At 42.8% G+C, this 20,669-nt stretch carries 18 protein-coding genes; 14 read left to right on the forward strand and 4 right to left on the reverse strand.

Annotated features, from left to right (window positions below; translation table 11 throughout):
• The 5 genes from kdsB (at position 1) to GQS54_RS09305 (ending at position 4,836) form a co-directional block, all read left to right on the forward strand.
• Positions 1 to 762, forward strand: a complete 762-nt coding sequence (gene kdsB / locus GQS54_RS09285; RefSeq protein WP_166423707.1) for a 3-deoxy-manno-octulosonate cytidylyltransferase — start codon at positions 1 to 3, stop codon at positions 760 to 762.
• 186 nt (positions 763 to 948) lie between these two features.
• Complete coding sequence (locus GQS54_RS09290) at positions 949 to 1,941, forward strand: D-cysteine desulfhydrase family protein (protein ID WP_166423708.1); 993 nt, start codon at positions 949 to 951, stop codon at positions 1,939 to 1,941.
• A 167-nt stretch (positions 1,942 to 2,108) separates the two neighbouring features.
• Positions 2,109 to 3,890 (forward strand): GGDEF domain-containing protein, encoded by a 1,782-nt coding sequence (locus GQS54_RS09295; RefSeq protein WP_166423709.1) that lies wholly within the window; start codon positions 2,109 to 2,111, stop codon positions 3,888 to 3,890.
• A 3-nt stretch (positions 3,891 to 3,893) separates the two neighbouring features.
• Positions 3,894 to 4,334, forward strand: coding sequence for a GNAT family N-acetyltransferase (locus GQS54_RS09300; RefSeq protein ID WP_166423710.1), 441 nt, complete (start codon positions 3,894 to 3,896; stop codon positions 4,332 to 4,334).
• Between the two features lie 10 nt (positions 4,335 to 4,344).
• Entirely contained in the window at positions 4,345 to 4,836 is a 492-nt protein-coding gene (locus GQS54_RS09305) for a DUF2919 family protein (protein ID WP_166423711.1), read from the forward strand.
• A gap of 154 nt (positions 4,837 to 4,990) precedes the next feature.
• On the opposite strand, the gene GQS54_RS09310 is transcribed toward GQS54_RS09305, so the two are convergent.
• Together GQS54_RS09310 and GQS54_RS09315 are read right to left on the reverse strand one after the other, a co-directional pair.
• Positions 4,991 to 5,404: a hypothetical protein gene (locus GQS54_RS09310; protein ID WP_166423712.1), complete on the reverse strand. Its 414-nt coding sequence runs from the start codon at positions 5,402 to 5,404 to the stop codon at positions 4,991 to 4,993.
• Between the two features lie 19 nt (positions 5,405 to 5,423).
• Positions 5,424 to 6,332 carry a LysR family transcriptional regulator gene (locus GQS54_RS09315; RefSeq protein ID WP_166423713.1) on the reverse strand — a complete coding sequence of 303 codons (909 nt, stop codon included), beginning with the start codon at positions 6,330 to 6,332 and terminating at the stop codon, positions 5,424 to 5,426.
• A 126-nt stretch (positions 6,333 to 6,458) separates the two neighbouring features.
• On the opposite strand from GQS54_RS09315, the gene GQS54_RS09320 reads away from it, so the two are divergent.
• On the forward strand, positions 6,459 to 7,133 hold the full coding sequence (locus tag GQS54_RS09320; protein ID WP_166423714.1) for a hypothetical protein: 675 nt from the start codon (positions 6,459 to 6,461) through the stop codon (positions 7,131 to 7,133).
• 45 nt (positions 7,134 to 7,178) lie between these two features.
• Here the strand turns inward: GQS54_RS09320 and tcdA are convergent, their stop codons facing one another.
• Positions 7,179 to 7,979 (reverse strand): tRNA cyclic N6-threonylcarbamoyladenosine(37) synthase TcdA, encoded by an 801-nt coding sequence (gene tcdA / locus GQS54_RS09325; RefSeq protein WP_166423715.1) that lies wholly within the window; start codon positions 7,977 to 7,979, stop codon positions 7,179 to 7,181.
• 257 nt (positions 7,980 to 8,236) lie between these two features.
• Here tcdA and GQS54_RS09330 point away from each other — a divergent pair, with 257 nt between their 5' ends.
• Both GQS54_RS09330 and GQS54_RS09335 read left to right on the forward strand, forming a co-directional pair.
• Entirely contained in the window at positions 8,237 to 9,658 is a 1,422-nt protein-coding gene (locus GQS54_RS09330; protein WP_166423716.1) for a mannose-1-phosphate guanylyltransferase/mannose-6-phosphate isomerase, read from the forward strand.
• A gap of 28 nt (positions 9,659 to 9,686) precedes the next feature.
• Complete coding sequence (locus GQS54_RS09335; protein ID WP_166423717.1) at positions 9,687 to 11,132, forward strand: phosphomannomutase CpsG; 1,446 nt, start codon at positions 9,687 to 9,689, stop codon at positions 11,130 to 11,132.
• Between the two features lie 91 nt (positions 11,133 to 11,223).
• Here GQS54_RS09335 and gltA read toward each other — a convergent pair whose 3' ends face one another.
• Positions 11,224 to 12,504 carry a citrate synthase gene (gene gltA, locus GQS54_RS09340; RefSeq protein WP_166423718.1) on the reverse strand — a complete coding sequence of 427 codons (1,281 nt, stop codon included), beginning with the start codon at positions 12,502 to 12,504 and terminating at the stop codon, positions 11,224 to 11,226.
• Between the two features lie 411 nt (positions 12,505 to 12,915).
• Here gltA and sdhC point away from each other — a divergent pair, with 411 nt between their 5' ends.
• The 6 genes from sdhC to odhB all read left to right on the forward strand — a co-directional run bounded on the left by sdhC (position 12,916) and on the right by odhB (position 20,619).
• On the forward strand, positions 12,916 to 13,290 hold the full coding sequence (gene sdhC / locus GQS54_RS09345) for a succinate dehydrogenase, cytochrome b556 subunit (protein ID WP_158769633.1): 375 nt from the start codon (positions 12,916 to 12,918) through the stop codon (positions 13,288 to 13,290).
• Positions 13,284 to 13,631, forward strand: coding sequence for a succinate dehydrogenase, hydrophobic membrane anchor protein (gene sdhD / locus GQS54_RS09350; RefSeq protein WP_166423719.1), 348 nt, complete (start codon positions 13,284 to 13,286; stop codon positions 13,629 to 13,631). Before sdhC ends, sdhD begins: the two co-directional genes overlap by 7 nt.
• Positions 13,632 to 15,401 (forward strand): succinate dehydrogenase flavoprotein subunit, encoded by a 1,770-nt coding sequence (gene sdhA, locus GQS54_RS09355; RefSeq protein ID WP_166423720.1) that lies wholly within the window; start codon positions 13,632 to 13,634, stop codon positions 15,399 to 15,401. It begins immediately after the preceding gene.
• Between the two features lie 14 nt (positions 15,402 to 15,415).
• Entirely contained in the window at positions 15,416 to 16,126 is a 711-nt protein-coding gene (locus tag GQS54_RS09360; RefSeq protein ID WP_166423721.1) for a succinate dehydrogenase iron-sulfur subunit, read from the forward strand.
• Between the two features lie 176 nt (positions 16,127 to 16,302).
• A complete protein-coding gene (gene sucA, locus GQS54_RS09365; RefSeq protein WP_166423722.1) occupies positions 16,303 to 19,125 on the forward strand; it encodes a 2-oxoglutarate dehydrogenase E1 component in 2,823 nt (940 codons plus the stop codon).
• A 9-nt stretch (positions 19,126 to 19,134) separates the two neighbouring features.
• Entirely contained in the window at positions 19,135 to 20,619 is a 1,485-nt protein-coding gene (odhB, locus tag GQS54_RS09370; RefSeq protein ID WP_166423723.1) for a 2-oxoglutarate dehydrogenase complex dihydrolipoyllysine-residue succinyltransferase, read from the forward strand.
• Positions 20,620 to 20,669: the final 50 nt, after the last annotated feature.

The following is a 20,669-nucleotide window of genomic DNA, read 5'->3' on the forward strand; positions in this document are numbered from 1 at the left end:
ATGAATTTCAATGTAATCATACCAGCGCGTTATGCATCAACGCGATTTCCCGGCAAACCTTTAGTTGAAATTAATGGCAAGCCAATGGTTCAGCATGTGTATCAAAGGGCGATTGAATCCGGTGCATCCAATATTATTGTGGCTACGGACGATGCGCGGATTGCTAAAGTTGTCAGTGACTTTGGTGGTCGATATTGTATGACGGGTGTTCATCATGAGTCTGGTACTGAACGTCTTGCGGAAGTGGTTGAAATGCAAAATATGTTGGCGCAAGAAATTGTGGTCAATGTGCAAGGCGATGAGCCATTTATCCCCGCAGCGAATATACAACAGGTAGCTGAAAATCTTCATCATCATCAGCAGGCTGAAATGGCGACTCTTGCCGTTAAAATTGTTGACGTGGAAGAAGCGTTTAATCCCAATGTGGTAAAAGTTGTGTTAGATAAGCAGGGGTACGCGATGTACTTTACGCGAGCGACGATCCCTTACGACCGTGCTCGTTTTTTGGATGAAGACAGCATTGATGAAATTGGTGACTATTACCTTCGTCATGTAGGTATCTATGCCTACAGAGCTGGATTTATAAAGCAATATGTGAATATGTCGCCTTCTGGCTTAGAGCAAATTGAATCCTTAGAACAGCTTCGTGTTTTGTGGCACGGTGAAAAAATACATGTGGATATTGCTCGTCAAACACCACCTACCGGAATTGATACGCCTGAAGACTTAAAGCGATTGTTGGCAGACCCAAGTATTCTTTAATGCCTCCTGTGATTAGATTGGTTAAGGAATTAAACGCTGCCTAATGCAGTTACAGGTGCAAACTGGGCGTTGCGGTTTCAGTTTGTAATCGCATTATATTGTTAACAGCAAACAACTACCTTAGTGATAATAGGCCTTGGTGGGTCTACTAACATCTCCTTAAACGCGATATTTCGTGGGGCATACATGTCGATAAATGCAATAGATAAAATTGAATTGGGAGTATTCCCAACACCGCTTCATAAGTTAACGCGGCTCTCTGCGCATTTAGGGGGGCCTCAAATTTATATCAAACGCGATGATTTGACCGGATTAGCTCTCGGTGGCAATAAAACTCGCAAACTTGAATATTTACTGGCGGATGCATTAGCGACAGGATGTGACTGTGTTATAACCGCCGGCGCAGCCCAGTCTAATCACTGCCGTCAAACGGCAGCCGGCGCAGCGAAATTAGGCTTAACGTGCCATTTAGTGCTAGGTGGGCAGGCGCCTGATGTAGCGAATGGCAATTTATTACTCGACCATCTTTTCGCTGCGCGCATCCATTGGAGCGGTGAAAAGCGTAAAGGTGAGGATATTCCTGCGTTGGTAAAACAGTTGCGCGCTCAAGGTAAGAAGCCTTATGTTGTGCCTTATGGTGGTTCAAATACCATTGGTGCGTTGGGCTTTGTTCATGCTTACTCTGAATTGATGATGCAGTGCGCCTCTTTCGCTCAGGGCTTGGAATTTTCCGACATTGTTTTTGCCTCAAGCTCCGGGGCAACACACTGTGGACTCGTTCTTGGTAAGCAGATTAACAATGGTAAGAGCAATATTATAGGCATTAATATCGATAAAGACGAACAAGGTAAAGATACTTACAAAAGTCAGTTACAGCGATTGATTGGGCGAAGTGCCTCTCAATTTGCTATCGATTACAGCGGGTCAATAGAAGATCTACACTTGGTTGATGATTACATTGGTCAAGGGTATGGCGTAGTTGGAAGCTTAGAACGCGAAGCGATTGCGTTATGTGCTCAGTACGAAGGCATTTTGCTTGACCCTGTTTATACCGGCAGGGCGATGGGAGGATTAATCGATATGATCCGTCGTAAGCAATTCAAAGCAGATAGTAATGTACTTTTTTGGCATACCGGTGGTGCCCCGGCAATTTTTGCCTATGCAGATACTTTACAATAGTTAATTTGTTTGATTTTTGAACGTCTGACCAAAGTGGACATCTATCAGCTTCGTTTTATCGCCGTAATGCACGATTTTTGTGCACTGCAGCCGATATAGTGGTGGATAAATTTTTTCTGAGCCTCTATTGTTTATCCCCTACTTTAGTCTAATGATTTGGTGATTTTGTGAAAGTGTTGTTGGCGGTAAGCGTCTTTGTTTGGTTGAGTACGTCTTACGCTTATGCTGAGCAAAGCGAAGATATTGAAAAATTTATTATTGCCGCCCAAGCCGCTACATATGATTGCCCCAGAAGCGACATTAATCTTGCGCTCGATAATTATCTTGCAACTGATGATTTGGACAAAGGCCAGCTCGATAGACTGAACCTAATAAAATCTCATGCACTAATCTGTGTTGGGCAATACGAACACGCTCGAGATATTCTTAAGCAGCTCTTTAACGACGACTCAATCGACAAAAATAGTGCTTTATATGCTGGGGCTGTTTATCAATTGGGGTTCATTTTTGATGTTCAGGAAAATCCTAAACGTTGTGATTATTATTCTCAAGCTGAGTCGTTGGCCCGAGACCGTTATTCGGATATTTACCTCAGTGCTCAACTGGGCCTGATAACGGTATGCAATCAAGATGGCGCTGATATTTCCGTGAAGTTGGGCAAACTCTATTCATTATTGGAAAAATTTGTTGAGTTGGATGACGTCGCTGCTATTGCGCATATTCATAATAATATTGGATTGCTATACGGCGGTATTGGGCAAAATGAGTTGGCCGCAGAGCAATACTTAAAGTCTTACTATATGGGGCTTGAGGTTTATGCAACGAACAATCAATTGGCTACGCTTATCAGTGCTATTAGTGCCAATATGGCCAGTGGTGATTTTGTTGCGGCTAAACAGCATATCGAAATATTCAGGCGGGCTAATTTAACAGTTAATACACCGCTCACAAATGCGTGGTTACATTATGCTGAAAGCCGCTATTATTTCCGTTTACAAGAGTACAAAAATTTACGCAACAGTCTGTTAAAGCTGAATTTTTATCTACCCAAAGTCAGTAGTGACATCATCCACCGTAATGCCAAGTTATACGGAATTGCGCTGTGCATTTATGATAATAACAAAACATGTGTAGAAGCCTTCATTCAAGAGCAAGAGGCCTTAAGCGACTCTCAGCATCGAAAGTTTTTAGCGCGGCGAGATTATCTTTGGGTTATGGCCAATGCCTATTTTTACACCGACAACCTGGTCAAAGCCCAAGGCGTATTTGATCTATATGTAGGGCTTACTACTAAACAGATACTAGATCAGCAACGTTCTGGCAGGGTACTGGGTGTGGCTAATTTACATAGTCAGATTACCTCCCTTGAAAATGAATTGGAACAACAGGAAACGCAAAAATACCGTTCGATAGTCATGTTAACATTAGCGTTTATTTTGTTATTGGCGGGGGTTTACTTCTTTATTGTGAAGCGTTATATCAAAAATGTGAGTAGCGATACATTAACAGGCTTATATAATGAGCGTGCGGTTGTAGGCATGATGAAGCGCCTACCACCCGCACAGAACGGTCGGATTAATGCTTTAGCGCTAATCGACATCAGTAACGTTCGAACAGTACAAGGGAAGCATGGTCATACGGCCGGTGAAAAAGCGCTACAAGCCGTGTCTCATTGCTTACTAAAAGTCACCAGAGAAGAAGATGTTGTCGGCCGAGTGGGCAACGAGCAATTTGTGGTTTGCCTGCGTAACATCGATGAAGCCTTAGCCCGTGAATTTTTTGACCGGGTGCAGAGTGCATTGAATGATACCCAGTTTCTCGCAAGGGTAGGCGAGTATGTTTCGATTGAAAGCCAGATGAGTATTTATATCTCAGTCGAAGGATTCTCTGACATTGAAGATGTATTAGCTGATATGCGAGATTCATTTGTAGCAAAGGCCCATGAATAGGTCATGAAAAATGTCACTTGTAGTTTAGCCACGACTGAAAAGCAGATATCTGCATGTTACCCATTGATGTATCAGCTTAGGCCCCACCTTAATCAAAGTGAATTTATTGAGCAGGTGATTTGCCAGCAACAATCTGGCTACCAGATACTGCAAGCTTTTCGCGATAAAACCCTAAGTGGGGTCGCTGGATTTATCATTGGTCATAAACTCGCTTGGGGCAAACACATGTACGTGGATGATTTAATTACTGATATACAACAGCGCTCATTGGGCGTCGGTGCGATTATGCTTCAATGGTTAGAACAGAATGCCTTACAACACGGTTGCGGGCAATTACGCCTCGACTCTGGTGTGCAACGTTTTGCTGCCCATAAATTTTATTTACGTGAAGGGTTTGTGATTTCTAGTCACCACTTTGCTAAATCACTTCCTCCGAGTAATTGAGCTAAGTTCAATGCGCCTATTACTTCCCCTTAAATACTACGATGATGCAGGACGCGTAAAACCATCTAAATCATTGCTTTGGTGCTTGTTCTATATTTGTCGCCCAATCTGGGTTTTTGTTGCATCCCTTACTTTTCGCCAAGATAGCGGAGCATTATTAGCCCTTTTTTATCCCCACAATAGTTATTTTTACAGTAGTTTAATGATTGCGTTTCCGAGTTTTTTAGTTGTATTGATGATCAGTTTTAGGACTAAAATTTGGGATGGGTACGGCAAAATATTATTTAGAGCTATCAAGCCTTTAATATTATTGAGTTTGGTGACAGATATAGGTTTTCATTTGGTGATGGCATCGAAGCAAAACTGGGGCTTTTCATGGTTAATCGCATTGACCATTCTACTTGATGGCATATATCTTTATTGGATAAAAAATAACAAACATATATCATTTTTGAGCCATGACTGGTCACGAGCACCAGTCTTAACCGAACCGTCTAAATAAGTCTTTCTGTAAATAAAAACATTTAGCATCTGTTAGAGGCTAAATGTTTTTATCTATACGACAAACTCTATCCAGCAATAAATACTATTTTCGTAGCCATGTTATTACCCAATTGAGTACGTCTGACACAGTCCTTTAATGGGGGCGATTAATCTTACTGTAGATTGTTTGCTACCGCTTGTTCAAAGTAGTTTTTGATGCTTATTTGGCTATCATTTACTAAGCGTTGATAACAAATACCCGCAAATGCGTAGGTATTTCCTGCGTATTCTAATACTACATAGGGGGCGCGTTTATCAGATTCGTCGTACTTCCAAAAGCCACCCACTTTATGGCGAAATAGTTCGCCGACATAGGCTCCGTATATATTGCAAATGGTAAATACCGCGTTGTCTTCTAGCGCTTGGGAGTTATATTTACTTAACCAGCTTAGTATGACATCGTCAACAATACTAAGGCTTTGCTCAGTTTCATCGAGTACGATACCAAACTCATGCTCTGTAGTTTCGATCGCATTTTGTGCGCTATCGATCATTAACTGGGTTAGCTCTTCTGTCGTCATCTGCATATTGGTCTCCAAATTTGTTTTATTTTTGTACTAAAGGGTTATTAAAAGGACTTTGGTTAATTAATGTTTTATACAATAAGTTTGAGCCTGGTCCACAAGAATCTGGCTTAGGTTTTATGACATAACATATCAAAGGCCTAAAACTGCTGCCTTTGATGGGTAAACGATGCAGAATTTTACGCTCGATTAAGTGATCTACAATGAACTCTGGTAGCCAACAAAAGCCGATGTTTTCGAGCAGTAGATCTACTGCGGTTTCAAAAGTACTGACTGTCCAGCGTTGTTCAGACTTAAGCCACCCCTGTTTTTCACTAGGCGAACTGGATGTATCTTTAATAACAAGTTGTAAGTGTTGCTGTAAGTCGTTTAAATCGATCGGTCCGGTCAGCGAAGCTAATTCATGATCAGGGTGACAGACCGGATACAAGGCGCATTCAGCAATAGGCTCCCCTAAAAAACCTTTAGGCATCATAGGTGAGATCGCTAAATCTGCCCAGCCCTGGGTTATTGCTTCTTCTGTGCCGGTTAAAACCGTTTCAATAATACGTAAACGACTGCCGCGGCTTTCAGGATAAAACGCCTTTAATGCTGGGTAGAGCAACTTTTTCGGATATGCCAAGTCTACTGCTATGGTAATTTCAGGCTCCCAATCTTGATTGATATTTCCCGCTAACTCTTCTAAATCTTGCACGTTTTGCGAAAGATGGCGTGAACGACGCAACATGACTTCACCCGCTGCAGTTAAAAAAGCTTTGCGTCCTTTGACTTCCAATAGCTTAACCCCAAGTTGATCTTGAAGCTTAGCCACTGCGTGGTTTAAAGACGATTGACTCTTATTTAATTTATTGGCGGCATGTGCATAACCTCCGAAATCGACAACTGCCTGAAGGATCCGCCACTGCTCAATAGTCGTTTTCGCACGATACATTAGGTTTCTAATTTTTAGAAAGGATAGCCCTATGCTAGGGGTAGTTGTACCGAAAAACAACTTAAGTTGATCTTAAATCGTTGAATTGACGTAATTTCTAATCAGTTATACTTCGGTTTAAAACTTATGCGCTTTCAATCTTTTCTACCACTATCAGCCTTACTTGCTTTGGGACTGATGTTAATTTTAATCCATTTTGGGGTGGTGCCTTCGGGAATGACGTTGCTCGAGGAGTTGAAAAGTTTTTTTGACGGTTATTTCTATGTGTTGATTTTGGCAATTATTCTGCTTGAATCAATTGTTTATGTTGGTTTTTATTTTCCAGGACAGTTTTTTGCAGTTTTGCTTGTGGTGTTAGCTAAACCGGACTGGAATGACATTATATATCTGACCTTATCCATGGTTATTGCTGCGACGCTGGGATCCATCATTAATTATTCGCTCGGTCGGCGCTTTGCCAGTATTCCAGAGACTAAAACCCCTACCAACAAGCAAAAAGGAGAATATGCCAAAACTCAGTATTCTATTAAGTACCTACTGATTGCGATGATACACATTAATTCACTGGCATTTTATATGTTCAATCAAGGCGCTCTGCGCCGTCCATTTAACGTAGTATGGTTTGCAGGTTTACTAAATTTACCCTACTACCTAGTGCTAATTTTTGCTACATCTAGCCTAAGTGAAGAGGTAATGCAGCTGGCAGAAAACAGTGTATTTTTACTCAGTGTCATTGGCATATGGTTAACGGCGAGTGTCTATTTAGATATTAAAAAGTACCGCCTAGTAGAATCCGCTTAAATTCTTTTATGCTATAAATTAAAACATTGAATTCATTTATTTATTTTAGGCTATCAGTGCTTTCTTTTGTGCTTTATCAATAATTTTTTGCATTACGCGAGCTGCAGCCACAAAACCAAATGTGGCAGTTACTGCCACAGATGCGCCGAAACCATTGTTACAATCGAGTTTGACACTTCCGTCGGTCAAATTTTTGGTTGAACACACGGAACCATCGGGTTGGGGATACCGTAACTGCTCGGTGGAAAAAACACACTCAACGGCAAAGCGGCGTTTTGAATTGGTGGTAAATCCGTATTCCTTGCGCAATATATACCGAAGTTTAGCGGCCAGCGGGTCTTGAATTGTCTTTGCTAAATCAGTTACCGCCACTTGGGTAGGGTCAATCTGCCCACCCGCACCGCCAACGGTGATAATAGGAATTTTATTGCGTTTGCAGTGTGCGATCATCGCGGCTTTCGCTTTAACACTGTCAGTCGCTTCAACCACATATGTCATATCTTTATTGAGCAAATCAGTTACGTTTTCAGGGGTGACAAAATCTTCTATGACATCCACTTTACAATCTGGATTAATTAGCTGAATTCGTTCACGCATTGCATCGACTTTTGCATCGCCAATGGTATTTTGCAGGGCGTGAATTTGCCGGTTGGTGTTGGTTACGCAGATATCATCTAAATCAATCAGGGTGATATGGCCAATCGCGCTTCGAGCCAAGGCTTCTGCGACCCATGAACCGACACCACCAATACCTACAACACAGACATGTGAATTGCGCAATGTTTCCGTTTCATTTACACCATATAAACGTTGTGTGCCGCCAAAGCGTTGGGGAAATTGACTCATAGTAAAAAAGAACCGCTATATTAGAATATTAATCGGCAAGTATATCAGGGCAGGAGATGCCTTTTGCAAGCGATTGCCATTCAATTTATTTGATGATTCAAGGCGAAATATTATGAAGAATGCTATTAAAAGTCGCTAAGTTTGGCTTTAATTCAATATAAACTGATAGTTCGTTGAATATGAGCACCGCTTTTAATACTATTCACGCAGAAAATTTTAGTCATGTTCAATTTCAAGTATATAAAAAGGAAAGTTAAATGAAACCTGTCGTTTTAGCCGGTGGTAGTGGAAGCCGTTTATGGCCAAAATCTCGCGCAGCGTTGCCTAAGCAATTTTTGCGTTTGACCTCAAACTTGACCATGTTACAAGACACCGTCGCCAGACTTGATGGAACGCATTCTGAAAGCCCTATTGTCATCTGTAATGATTCCCATCGCTTTTTGGTCGCTGAGCAATTAAGACAGCAAAATGTGCAACACGGTGGCATTTTACTTGAACCTATGGGACGTAACACCGCCCCTGCTATCGCACTGGCGGCTTTGCATGCCTCTTTAAACGGTCAAGATCCAACTTTATTAGTACTTGCCGCTGATCATCTTATCAACGACACAGAAGCCTTTCATAAAGCGATAGCCCAAGCAGAAGTGTTGGCTGAGCAGGGTAAGTTAGTTACCTTTGGTATCGTACCTGATAGCGCCCATATCGGTTACGGCTATATTAAAAGCGGCGATAAAATTGCGCAAGCAGAAGTGGGTTTTGATGTGGCGGAGTTCGTTGAAAAACCAGATTTAGAGACCGCTCAGCAGTATGTCGACTCGGGTAATTATTTCTGGAATAGCGGAATGTTTTTGTTTAAAGCCAGCCGTTATTTGCAAGAGCTTGAAAAGTACGCGCCTGATATGCTCGATATATGTAAGCGAGCTATCGCAACCGAAACCCCTGATTTAGAATTTGTGCGTGTTGATGCAGATATTTTTGCTACCTGTCCAGATGATTCAATCGATTATGCCGTGATGGAGAAAACCGATTCAGCAGCCGTGGTACCACTTGATGCTGGCTGGAGTGATGTGGGGAGTTGGTCATCTTTATGGGAAACGGCAAAAAATAAAGATGAAAACCAAAATGTGATTATCGGAGATGCTATTTTAGATGACGTTCATAATAGCTATATCAACGCCGAGCAACGCCTTATATCAGTTGTGGGCTTAGACGACGTTGTCGTAGTTGAAACAAAAGATGCAGTATTGGTTGCGCATAAAGATAAAGTACAAAATATTAAGAATGTGGTGAATAAACTAAAGGCGGACAAACGTCCTGAATTCGAGTTTCACCGTGAAGTATATCGTCCTTGGGGAAGTTATGATTCCATCGACAATGGTGAGCGCTTTCAGGTCAAACGTATTATGGTTAAGCCTGGTGAAAAACTATCAGTGCAAATGCACCACCACCGTGCGGAGCACTGGATTGTTGTAGCAGGTACCGCAAAGGTGACCAATGGTAGCGAAACGCTGTTGTTATGTGAAAATCAATCTACCTATATCCCAGTAGGCGTGATCCACGCTTTAGAAAACCCTGGCAAAATTCCATTGGAGCTTATTGAAGTGCAATCGGGAACCTATTTAGGGGAAGATGATATTGTTCGTTTCTCAGACCGTTACGGTCGTGTTGAATCTAAGTAGTGAAATGTTGTCGCGAGGAATGAATTAAATGAAGATTACTTGCTTTAAAGCCTACGATATTCGTGGAAAGCTTATCGATCAGTTAGATGAGCGTGTGGCCTATCGAATTGGTCGCGCATTTGCCGAGCATTTTAGTGCTAAAACTGTGGTGGTTGGCGGTGATATCCGTTTAACATCGCAACCCTTAAAACTTGCTTTATCAGCTGGCCTGATTGACGGCGGTTGCGAAGTTAGTGATTTAGGTATGACAGGTACTGAAGAGATATACTTTGCGACGAAACATTTAGGCGTTGATGGTGGTGTTGAGGTGACTGCTAGTCATAACCCTATTGATTACAATGGTATGAAGTTGGTCAAAGAAGGTTCGCGACCTGTCAGTGGTGATACTGGCTTATTTGATGTTCAAGCACTTGCTGAAAGTTACACAGATGCAGATGTTCAAGCGAGCCTGAAAAAGTATGCTGACACTTTTGTAAGCGACGAAGACTTCGTCCAAGGTCAATGCAGTGTTTTGACTGAAAAATTGTTGGCAACGGGTCAATACAAGGCATTGTCTATCATGGATGCTTATGTTGAACATATGCTGAGCTACGTCAATACCGATGGTTTTACCCCGCTTAAATTAGTCGTTAATGCGGGAAATGGAGCGGCAGGCAAGGCCCTTGATGCGATAGAGGTCGCTTTTAAAAATAAAGGTGTGCCAATTGAATTTGTGAAAATTCATCATGAACCAGATGGCCATTTCCCCAATGGAATTCCAAACCCATTATTACCAGAAAGCCGCGCAGATACGGCTAACGCGGTAATTAAACATAAAGCAAATATGGGCATTGCATGGGACGGTGACTTTGACCGATGTTTTCTGTTTGATGAAACGGGTGAGTTTGTCGAGGGGTATTATATTGTCGGGCTATTGGCTCAAGCGTTCCTTGATAAAGATCCCGGTGCGAAAGTTATTTATGACCCGCGAGTGTATTGGAATACTGAAGATATTGTTAAAAGCGCCGGCGGTGTACCCATTAAGAGTAAGACGGGGCATGCCTTTATTAAAGAGCGTATGCGCGCAGACGACGCGGTATACGGCGGTGAAATGAGCGCGCATCACTATTTTCGAGATTTCGCTTACTGTGATTCAGGTATGATCCCTTGGTTATTAGTTGCTGAACTTTTGTGTTTACAAAACAAGCCATTGTCAGAGATGGTAGCCCAGCGTATTGCGGCGTTCCCATCATCAGGTGAAATTAATTCAGTATTGCAGGACCCTGATGCGGCTATCGCGAATATCTTACAAGCATATGAAGATAAAGCTAACGTTGTGGATTACACAGATGGTATTGGTCTTGAGTTCGATAAGTGGCGTTTCAACTTACGTAAATCAAATACTGAGCCCGTTATTCGGTTAAATGTTGAGTCTCGCGGGGATATCCAACTGATGCAGGCTAAAACCAAAGAATTATTAGCCATGTTGAAATAGTATAAAAATAAGGTGTCTGCTCTAATAGTCACCTTGTTTTAGATAAAAAAATAGCGCCAATTGGCGCTATTTTTGTTAGTAAATCCGAATATTATTTTTCGATTTTACTGTATTTACGTTGTACTTCACCGGTATAAAGCTGGCGAGGTCGACCAATTTTTTGACCTGGTTGGCTCAGCATTTCATGCCAATGAGATACCCAACCTACAGTTCTTGCTAAGGCAAAAATACAAGTGAACATATTCGTTGGAATACCGATGGCTTTTAAGATGATACCTGAGTAGAAATCTACGTTCGGGAACAACTTCTTCTCAGCAAAATAAGGGTCACTAAGCGCGATGCGCTCAAGCTCCATTGCAACGTTTAACAAAGGATCATCAATTTTCAATTCATCAAGCACTTCATGGCAACTTTCACGCATAACAGTTGCGCGAGGATCGAAGTTTTTGTAAACGCGATGTCCAAAGCCCATTAAGCGGAAGGGGTCATTTTTATCTTTTGCACGTTCAATAAATTCTGGAATGCGGTCTACTGTACCAATCTCTTGTAGCATATTTAAACATGCTTCGTTAGCCCCACCGTGGGCTGGACCCCAAAGAGATGCAACGCCTGCAGCGATACATGCATAAGGGTTAGCGCCTGATGAACCCGCCAAACGTACAGTTGAGGTAGAAGCATTTTGCTCATGGTCAGCGTGCAACGTAAATATCCGGTCTACAGCACGAGAAACAACTGGGCTTATTTTGTATTTTTCAGCTGGTACTGAGAACATCATATTCAAGAAGTTTTCTGCATACGAGAGGTCGTTACGCGGATAAACAAAGGGTTGCCCCACGTTATATTTGTAACACATAGCAACCAATGTAGGCATTTTTGCTACTAAACGATATGCACTACGCAAACGTTGTTCAGGATCAGATATGTCCAAATCATCGTGATAGAATGACGCCATTGCGCCAACTGTGCCACACAACATAGCCATTGGGTGGGCATCACGACGAAAGCCTCGGAAGAAATTATTTACTTGGTCGTGTACTAAAGTATGACGAGTAATCGTGTCCTTAAAGTCACGATATTCTTCCGTGGTCGGTGTTTTATCATGTAACAACATGTAACACACTTCGATATAATCAGCGTCACGCGCTAACTCTTCGATTGAGTAGCCGCGGTGTAACAAAATACCTTTGGCTCCATCGATGTATGTAATTGACGACTCACATGAACCTGTCGCCATAAAGCCCGGATCGAAAGTGAAATAACCGTGTGATCCTAATGTACGAACATCGATCACATCATTCCCTGCAGTGCCTGATAGAATCGGAAGTTCGACCTCTACGTTACCTGCTTTCAAAGTGGCTTTATTGTTTGCCATTTATTGCTCTCCTCAGAAAAGTTCTGTTTGCGATAAACAGTATTATATAATGTTTATCGGGGAAAATTGGCGCTATTTGTACTCAGGTTGACGCCATAAGTCAATTTAAAACCATTTATGCTTAATAATTATTCACAACCATTCTACCCTGATTATTCACCGTAATTATGTATGTTATTTATGTTTAATTATAAACCGTTAATAACGAAGAACAATTGTATTTATTGGCGCTGCTGGATATACTCCTGACGGTCGTCTAGCTATTGTTAACACGAATAATTAAAGCAACAAGTTGTTTACAATTTGATAACAGGCTTGGCGGCAGAACACATAATCTTTAAGCGATTGATAATGTGCAACACACTATCAAACAATGACTAGACAACCTACGGGTAAAACGGGCATCAAAACGTGAAAAAGCAGAGACCAGTTAATTTACAACTAAATACAATCAGTTTTCCCCCTGCAGCTATAACTTCTATCCTTCATCGCATTACTGGCGTCGCAATGTTTTTTGCGCTGTTATTTGTGATCTGGGCTTGGGCGGAATCTGTATCTTCTCCTGACGGTTTTGCATTTGTGCAAGAACAGATGTCCGGAGTGATCGGTAAGATAATCGCAATCGGTACTATTTCAGCACTGACTTATCACATTCTTGGCGGCTTACGTCATTTGGTGATGGACATGGGGCATTGGGAAGAACTCGAGTCAGGCAATAATAGCGCGAAGATTGTTATCGGTTTATGGATTGTACTGACCATCGTTGTAGGAGTTTTATTATGCTAACTAATCAAGCTAGTTTTAAACGCGATGGCGTACAAGATTTCGTCACCGTTCGTGCAACAGCGATCATTATGACGGCTTTTACATTTTATATGCTGTGGTTCTTTCTAAGTACCCCAACAGTAACCTATGAAATTTGGCATGATCTATTCTCATCGTTAGCCATGAAGGTTTTCACGTTCGCGGCACTATTATCAATCATGATGCATATTAGAATTGGTTTTTGGCAGGTGCTCACCGATTATGTCAAAGCACCAGGTATTCGCGCCGTCGTGCAATTTTTTATTAATCTAGTAGCGTTTTCCTATGTCGCTGTAGGTTTGTTTGTTTTGTGGGGTTTATAAATGAGTATTCCAGTTCACGAGTATGATGCAGTTGTAATTGGCGCCGGCGGTGCAGGCATGCGTGCAGCGTTACAGATTTCTGAGTCAGGGAAATCTTGTGCATTATTGTCAAAGGTTTTTCCAACACGCTCACACACCGTTTCTGCCCAGGGCGGTATTACCGTCGCACTAGGCAACTCCCATGAAGATAACTGGGAATGGCATATGTATGACACCGTAAAAGGGTCAGACTATATTGGCGATCAAGACGCAATTGAATATATGTGTAACACCGGTCCTGAAGCCATTATTGAAATGGAAAACATGGGCTTACCTTTCTCACGTTTTGAGAACGGAAAAATTTATCAACGTCCTTTTGGCGGCCAATCACAGAATTTTGGTGGTGAACAAGGTGCACGAACTGCGGCGGCAGCTGACCGTACTGGTCATGCGTTGTTGCATTTGTTGTATCAACAGAACGTTAAGAACAAGACTAAAGTATTCAGTGAATGGTATGCCTTAGATTTAGTTAAAAACCAAGACGGCGACGTTGTCGGTTGTACCGCTATTGATATTGAAAGCGGCGAAGTTGTATTCTTTAAGTCTAAAGCAGTCGTATTGGCAACCGGTGGAGCAGGGCGAATTTTTGCTTCTACCACGAATGCTCATATCAATACCGGTGACGGTGTTGGCATGGCGATCCGTGCTGGTGTGCCTATGCAAGACATGGAAATGTGGCAATTCCACCCGACTGGCATTGCTGGCGCAGGGACATTGGTCACTGAAGGTTGTCGTGGTGAAGGTGGTTACCTTCTAAATAAAGACGGTGAACGTTTCATGGAGCGTTATGCTCCCAACGCCAAAGATTTGGCTGGCCGTGATGTTGTTGCCCGTTCGATGATGACTGAAATTCGTGAAGGTCGCGGTTTTGACGGTCCTTTAGGCCCACATTGTAAATTGAAACTCGATCACCTCGGTAAGGACGTACTTGAGTCTCGCTTACCTGGTATTCTTGAATTATCTCGTACTTTCGCTCACGTTGATCCGGTAAAAGAGCCTATTCCGGTGATTCCTACTTGCCACTATATGATGGGTGGTATTCCAACTAACGTAAACGGACAAGCGTTAAGCATTGATGCAGACGGCAATGAAAAACCCATTCAAGGTCTTTTTGCCTGTGGTGAAATTGCATGTGTATCTGTACACGGCGCTAACCGCCTTGGTGGTAATTCATTGCTTGATTTGGTGGTCTTTGGTCGCGCGACAGGCTTACATCTTGGCAAAGCTATCGACGAAATCGACAGCCGTCCAGCGACAGATGAAGATATCGATGCTGCATTAGCGCGCTTTAATCGCTGGGAAAATTCTGAACCGGGTAAAGGTGAAGATCCAGTGCAAATCAAGAAAGACTTACAGCAATGTATGCAGCTCAACTTCTCGGTGTTCCGTGAAGGCGACGCGATGGCTGAAGGTCTTAAAGAGCTAGGCAAAATTCGTGACCGTTTAAAAAATGCTCGTCTTGATGATAAGAGTAGCGATTTCAACACCGCGCGCATTGAGTGTCTTGAATTAGATAACTTGATGGAAACTGCATACAGTACAGCTGTTGCAGCAAACTTCCGTACAGAAAGTCGTGGTGCACACAGTCGTTTCGATTTCCCAGACCGTGATGACGCAAATTGGTTATGTCACTCCGTTTACTTGCCCCAAGGCGACAAAATGTTGAAACGTGACGTAAATATGTCACCTAAACTACGCGAAGCTTTCCCACCGAAAGCTAGAACTTACTAAGAGGAGTTAAGCATATGCAATTATCATTTTCTGTTTATCGCTATAATCCAGATGTAGACAATGCTCCTCGTATGCAAGACTACACGCTTGAGGTTGAAGAAGGTCAAGACATGATGGTGCTTGATGCACTTATCGCGTTGAAAGAAAAAGACCCAACGTTGTCATTCCGTCGCTCTTGCCGAGAGGGCGTTTGTGGCTCTGATGGCATGAACATGAACGGTAAAAACGGTTTGGCGTGCATCACGCCACTATCTACGTTTGGCAATAAAAAAATTATTGTGCGTCCGTTACCGGGTATGCCAGTGGTACGTGACTTAGTTGTTGATCTAACTCAGTTCTATACCCAGTACGAAAAAATTAAGCCGTTTTTAATTAACGATAACAACCAGCCACCGGCCCGTGAGTTTTTACAATCACCTGAAGAGCGTGAGAAGTTAGATGGATTATACGAGTGCATTTTATGCGCGTGTTGTTCATCATCATGTCCTTCGTTCTGGTGGAATCCTGATAAATTCATCGGTCCCGCTGGCTTATTGCACGCTTATCGCTTCTTAGCTGATACTCGTGATACTGCTACAGAAGAACGATTGAGTGATCTTGACGATGCGTTTAGTGTGTTCCGTTGTCACGGTATCATGAACTGCGTAAGCGTATGTCCAAAAGGACTAAATCCGACCAAAGCGATAGGGCATATAAAATCTCTTTTGCTCCAGCGGGCTGTTTAGTTTTTAATTCTGTAAGTTAAGTCTTCAGAATGATAATGTCTAAATAGCCATCCCTAATAGGGTGGCTATTTTTTTAGTATATAAACTGTAGTTTAAGGTGAGCATCCGCAAACCTTTAAAGGTCGTGTGCAACAGCACATATAATTGTGAGTCTTAATAAAAATCAAGGGACAACAATGCAACAAAGCGTGATGAAAGCATGGTGGGAGTCTTCTCACATGGCTGGTGGCAACGCTGCTTATGTAGAAGAACTATACGAAGCATATCTCGATGACGCGAAAAGCGTAACTGATGAATGGCGTGCTATTTTCGACAAATTACCAAAGGTCGAAGGAGCTGAGCTTGAGACTAAGCACAGTGAAATTCGTGATCAATTCCGAGCGTTAGCTGCACTTGGCCCTGTCGCTCGAGCAGGCAAAGTTCCAACTGGAACATCAAATGCAAGTGACGAGAAGCAGGTCAAAGTATTACAGCTTATTAATGCTTACCGTTTTCGTGGTCATCAGCACGCCAACCTAGATCCTTTAGAATTATGGAAACAACCCAGAGTTCGTGATTTAGAGTTGTCGCATCATTCGTTGTCAGAACAAGATTTTGAAACTGTATTCAATGTAGGCTCCTACGCCATAGGTCAAGACAGTATGAAATTAGGAGATTTATTTAAATCCCTAAATAATACTTATTGTGGCTCTATCGGTACTGAGTATATGCATATCACCGATACAGACCAAAAGCGTTGGTTACAAGACAAAATCGAGTCAGTACAAGCGAAACCGCAAATAACGCGTGACGAAAAAGTGTCTATTCTTAAAGGCCTTGTTTCTGCAGACGGTATGGAAAAATACCTCGGCGCTAAATTCCCTGGAGCGAAGCGTTTCTCTCTAGAAGGCGGTGACGCACTGGTACCCATGCTCAAAGGCTTAATCAGTCACGCGGGCGATTGTGGTACAAAAGAAGTGGTTATCGGCATGGCTCACCGAGGGCGTATCAACGTTCTGGTTAATGTGCTGGGTAAAAACCCTTCTGTTTTATTCGATGAATTCTCTGGCAAGCATGACAACACATTAGGTGCTGGCGACGTAAAATATCACGCGGGTTATTCATCAGATTTTGCTACTCCTGGCGGTAATGTGCATCTAGCATTGGCGTTTAACCCTTCTCATTTAGAGATTGTTAACCCAGTAGTTATTGGTTCAGTTCGTGCACGTCTTGATCGCAGAAAATGTGATGATGGCTCAGTAGTGCTGCCAATTACCATTCACGGTGACTCGGCAATTGCTGGTCAAGGTGTCGTACAAGAGACATTCAACATGTCTCAGACTCGAGGCTTTAAAGTCGGTGGCACGGTACGTATTGTTATCAACAACCAAGTTGGTTTCACTACGTCGAACGCAGAAGATACACGCTCGACCCAATACTGTACAGATATCGCTAAGATGGTCCAAGCGCCTATTTTTCATGTGAATTCGGATGATCCTGAAGCGGTTATGTTTGTGACTAAATTAGCTTTAGATTACCGTAATAAATTCAAACGTGATGTCGTCATTGACTTAGTTTGCTACCGTCGTCATGGACACAATGAAGCTGATGAGCCCAGTGCAACACAGCCGTTGATGTATAAAAAAATTAAGAAGCATGCCGTTCCGCGACAACTTTACGCAGATCAATTGTTAGCTGAAGGTTCAATCGAGTCTCACGAAATTGAAAAGTTAGTAGCCGATTATCGTGCTGCACTTGATCATGGAGCCTGCGTGGTGGAAGAATGGCGCCCAATGACTGAGCATTCAGTTGATTGGACTCCATACCTTGGCCACGACTGGACAGCGCCCTACGCGAAAGAAATTAGTGTTGAAAAGCTCAAAGAACTAGGCGACAAACTGTGTACTTTCCCTGAAGATCTTAAACTTCAGTCACGAGTGGCTAAACTATACCAAGACAGACGTTCGATGATGGCAGGTGAAAAACTGCTTGATTGGGGAATGGCAGAGAATTTAGCTTACGCTTCAATTGTTGATGCGGGATCAAATATTCGTATGACAGGTCAAGATTCAGGCCGTGGTACGTTTTTCCATCGTCATGCTGTTTTGCATGGGCAGACTAACGGTGAGACGTATATGCCTCTTACTCATCTGCATGCCGAACAAGGCAAAATGGAAATATATGATTCAGTATTATCTGAAGCGGCAGTACTGGCATTTGAATTTGGTTACGCGACTGCCGAGCCCGGTACATTAACGATTTGGGAAGCGCAATTTGGTGATTTTGCCAACGGCGCCCAAGTAGTTATTGACCAATTCCTCAGTTCAGGTGAAGCAAAGTGGGGCCGTTTATGTGGCTTAACTATGTTGCTTCCTCATGGCTATGAAGGGCAAGGTCCAGAGCACAGCTCTGCACGTTTAGAGCGTTTTCTACAAATGTGTGCTGATCATAATTGGCAAGTTTGTGTACCCTCAACGCCTGCGCAAGTCTTTAATATGTTACGTCGTCAAGCAATTCGACCTATGCGTAAGCCTTTAATTGTTATGTCACCCAAGTCATTGTTACGCCATCCGTTAGCCGTATCTTCGTTAGAAGAGTTGTCTACCGGCGTGTTCCAAAACGTAATTGATGAAATTGATGAAATGGATCCTGCCAAGGTGAAACGCGTCGTGATGTGTTCAGGTAAAGTTTATTATGACTTGCTTGACCAACGTCGTAAGAGCGAACAGGACGATGTGGCGATTATACGTATTGAGCAGTTGTATCCGTTCCCTCATGCGGAAATCGAGCCTATCGTCAATAAGTTCAAACATGTTACCGATTGGGTTTGGTGTCAAGAAGAGCCTCAGAATCAAGGTGCTTGGTATTGTAGTCAGCATCATTTCTGGTCTGCGGTTCCAAATGGCGCAAAACTTAGTTATGCCGGTCGTAACGCATCTGCGTCGCCTGCGGTAGGGTATATTTCTGTTCACAACCAACAGCAAAAAGATTTGGTTGATGATGCATTAACGATTAAATAAGGAACCAGTATGACAATAGATATTAAAGTACCGGTATTGCCAGAATCTGTGGCCGATGCATCAATTGCCACTTGGCATGTGAAGGTAGGTGAACAGGTTACTCGCGATCAAAACTTGGTTGATATTGAGACCGATAAAGTGGTACTTGAAGTGGTTGCGCCAGCAGATGGAGTTTTAAGCTCTATCATCGATGAAGAAGGTGCAACGGTTTTAGGCGAGCAAGTAATTGCTAAATTTGAAGAAGGGGCTGATGCGTCACAAGCTAAAGAGCAAAGCGCACCAGCGGCAGAGAAAACATCCAGTAATAAAGGTGAGTCAGTGGAGATTAAAGTACCTGTATTGCCCGAATCAGTGGCAGATGCAACCATAGCAACATGGCATGTTCAACCAGGCGAAGCGGTCTCGCGTGACCAAAACTTGGTTGATATTGAAACCGATAAAGTGGTTTTAGAAGTCGTTGCACCAGCCGATGGCACATTGAGCGATATCATTGCTCAAGAAGGCGAAACCGTAATGGGTGAGCAAGTCATTGCTAATTTCAAAGCGGGTGCTGCACCAGCTAAAGCAGATGCCCCGGCCAGTGTTGATAATGATGCTAGTGGTGCAGAAAGTGATGCGCTTAGCCCCTCAGTTCGCCGTTTGTTAGCTGAAAAGGGTATTGATGCTGCAAGTATTAAAGGCTCAGGTAAAGGCGGTCGGGTGACTAAAGAAGACGTTGAGAAATCATTGTCTGCACCAAGTAAAGCAGCTGCACCAGCTAAAACGACTGATGTTGCTCCAGCATTGTCTGGCGAACGCACCGAAAAACGTGTACCGATGACGCGTTTACGTAAAACCATTGCTACTCGTTTACTAGAAGCGAAAAACTCAACTGCAATGCTCACTACGTTTAACGAAGTGAACATGAAGCCTATTATGGATCTTCGTAAGCAATATCAAGAGTCTTTTGAGAAGCGCCACGGCATTCGTTTAGGTTTTATGTCTTTCTATGTGAAAGCCGTAACCGAAGCGCTTAAACGTTTCCCCGAAGTTAATGCGTCTCTTGACGGTGATGACATTTGTTATCATAACTATTTCGATATCTCGATTGCTGTTTCAACCCCACGGGGTTTGGTTACACCTGTATTGCGCGACTGTGATACGTTAGGTATGGCCGGTATCGAAGGCGGTATTAAAGCACTAGCGCTTAAAGGCCGTGACGGTAAGTTGTCAATGGCGGATATGCAAGGCGGTAACTTTACTATTACTAATGGTGGTGTATTCGGCTCTTTGCTTTCAACGCCCATTATTAATTTACCCCAAAGCGCAATCTTGGGAATGCATAAAATCCAAGATCGTCCTATGGCGGTAAACGGTAAAGTTGAAATTTTACCGATGATGTATTTAGCACTTTCTTATGATCATAGAATCATCGACGGTAAAGAGTCGGTTAGCTTCTTGGTTACGATCAAAGAAATGTTAGAAGATCCAACACGTCTGTTATTGGATGTATAATCGGATCTAGACGGGGATATCGATGATATCCCCGTATCTCGCCGTTGTTA

It is taken from the genome of Paraglaciecola sp. 20A4 (assembly GCF_011378905.1).
Taxonomy (GTDB): domain Bacteria; phylum Pseudomonadota; class Gammaproteobacteria; order Enterobacterales; family Alteromonadaceae; genus Paraglaciecola.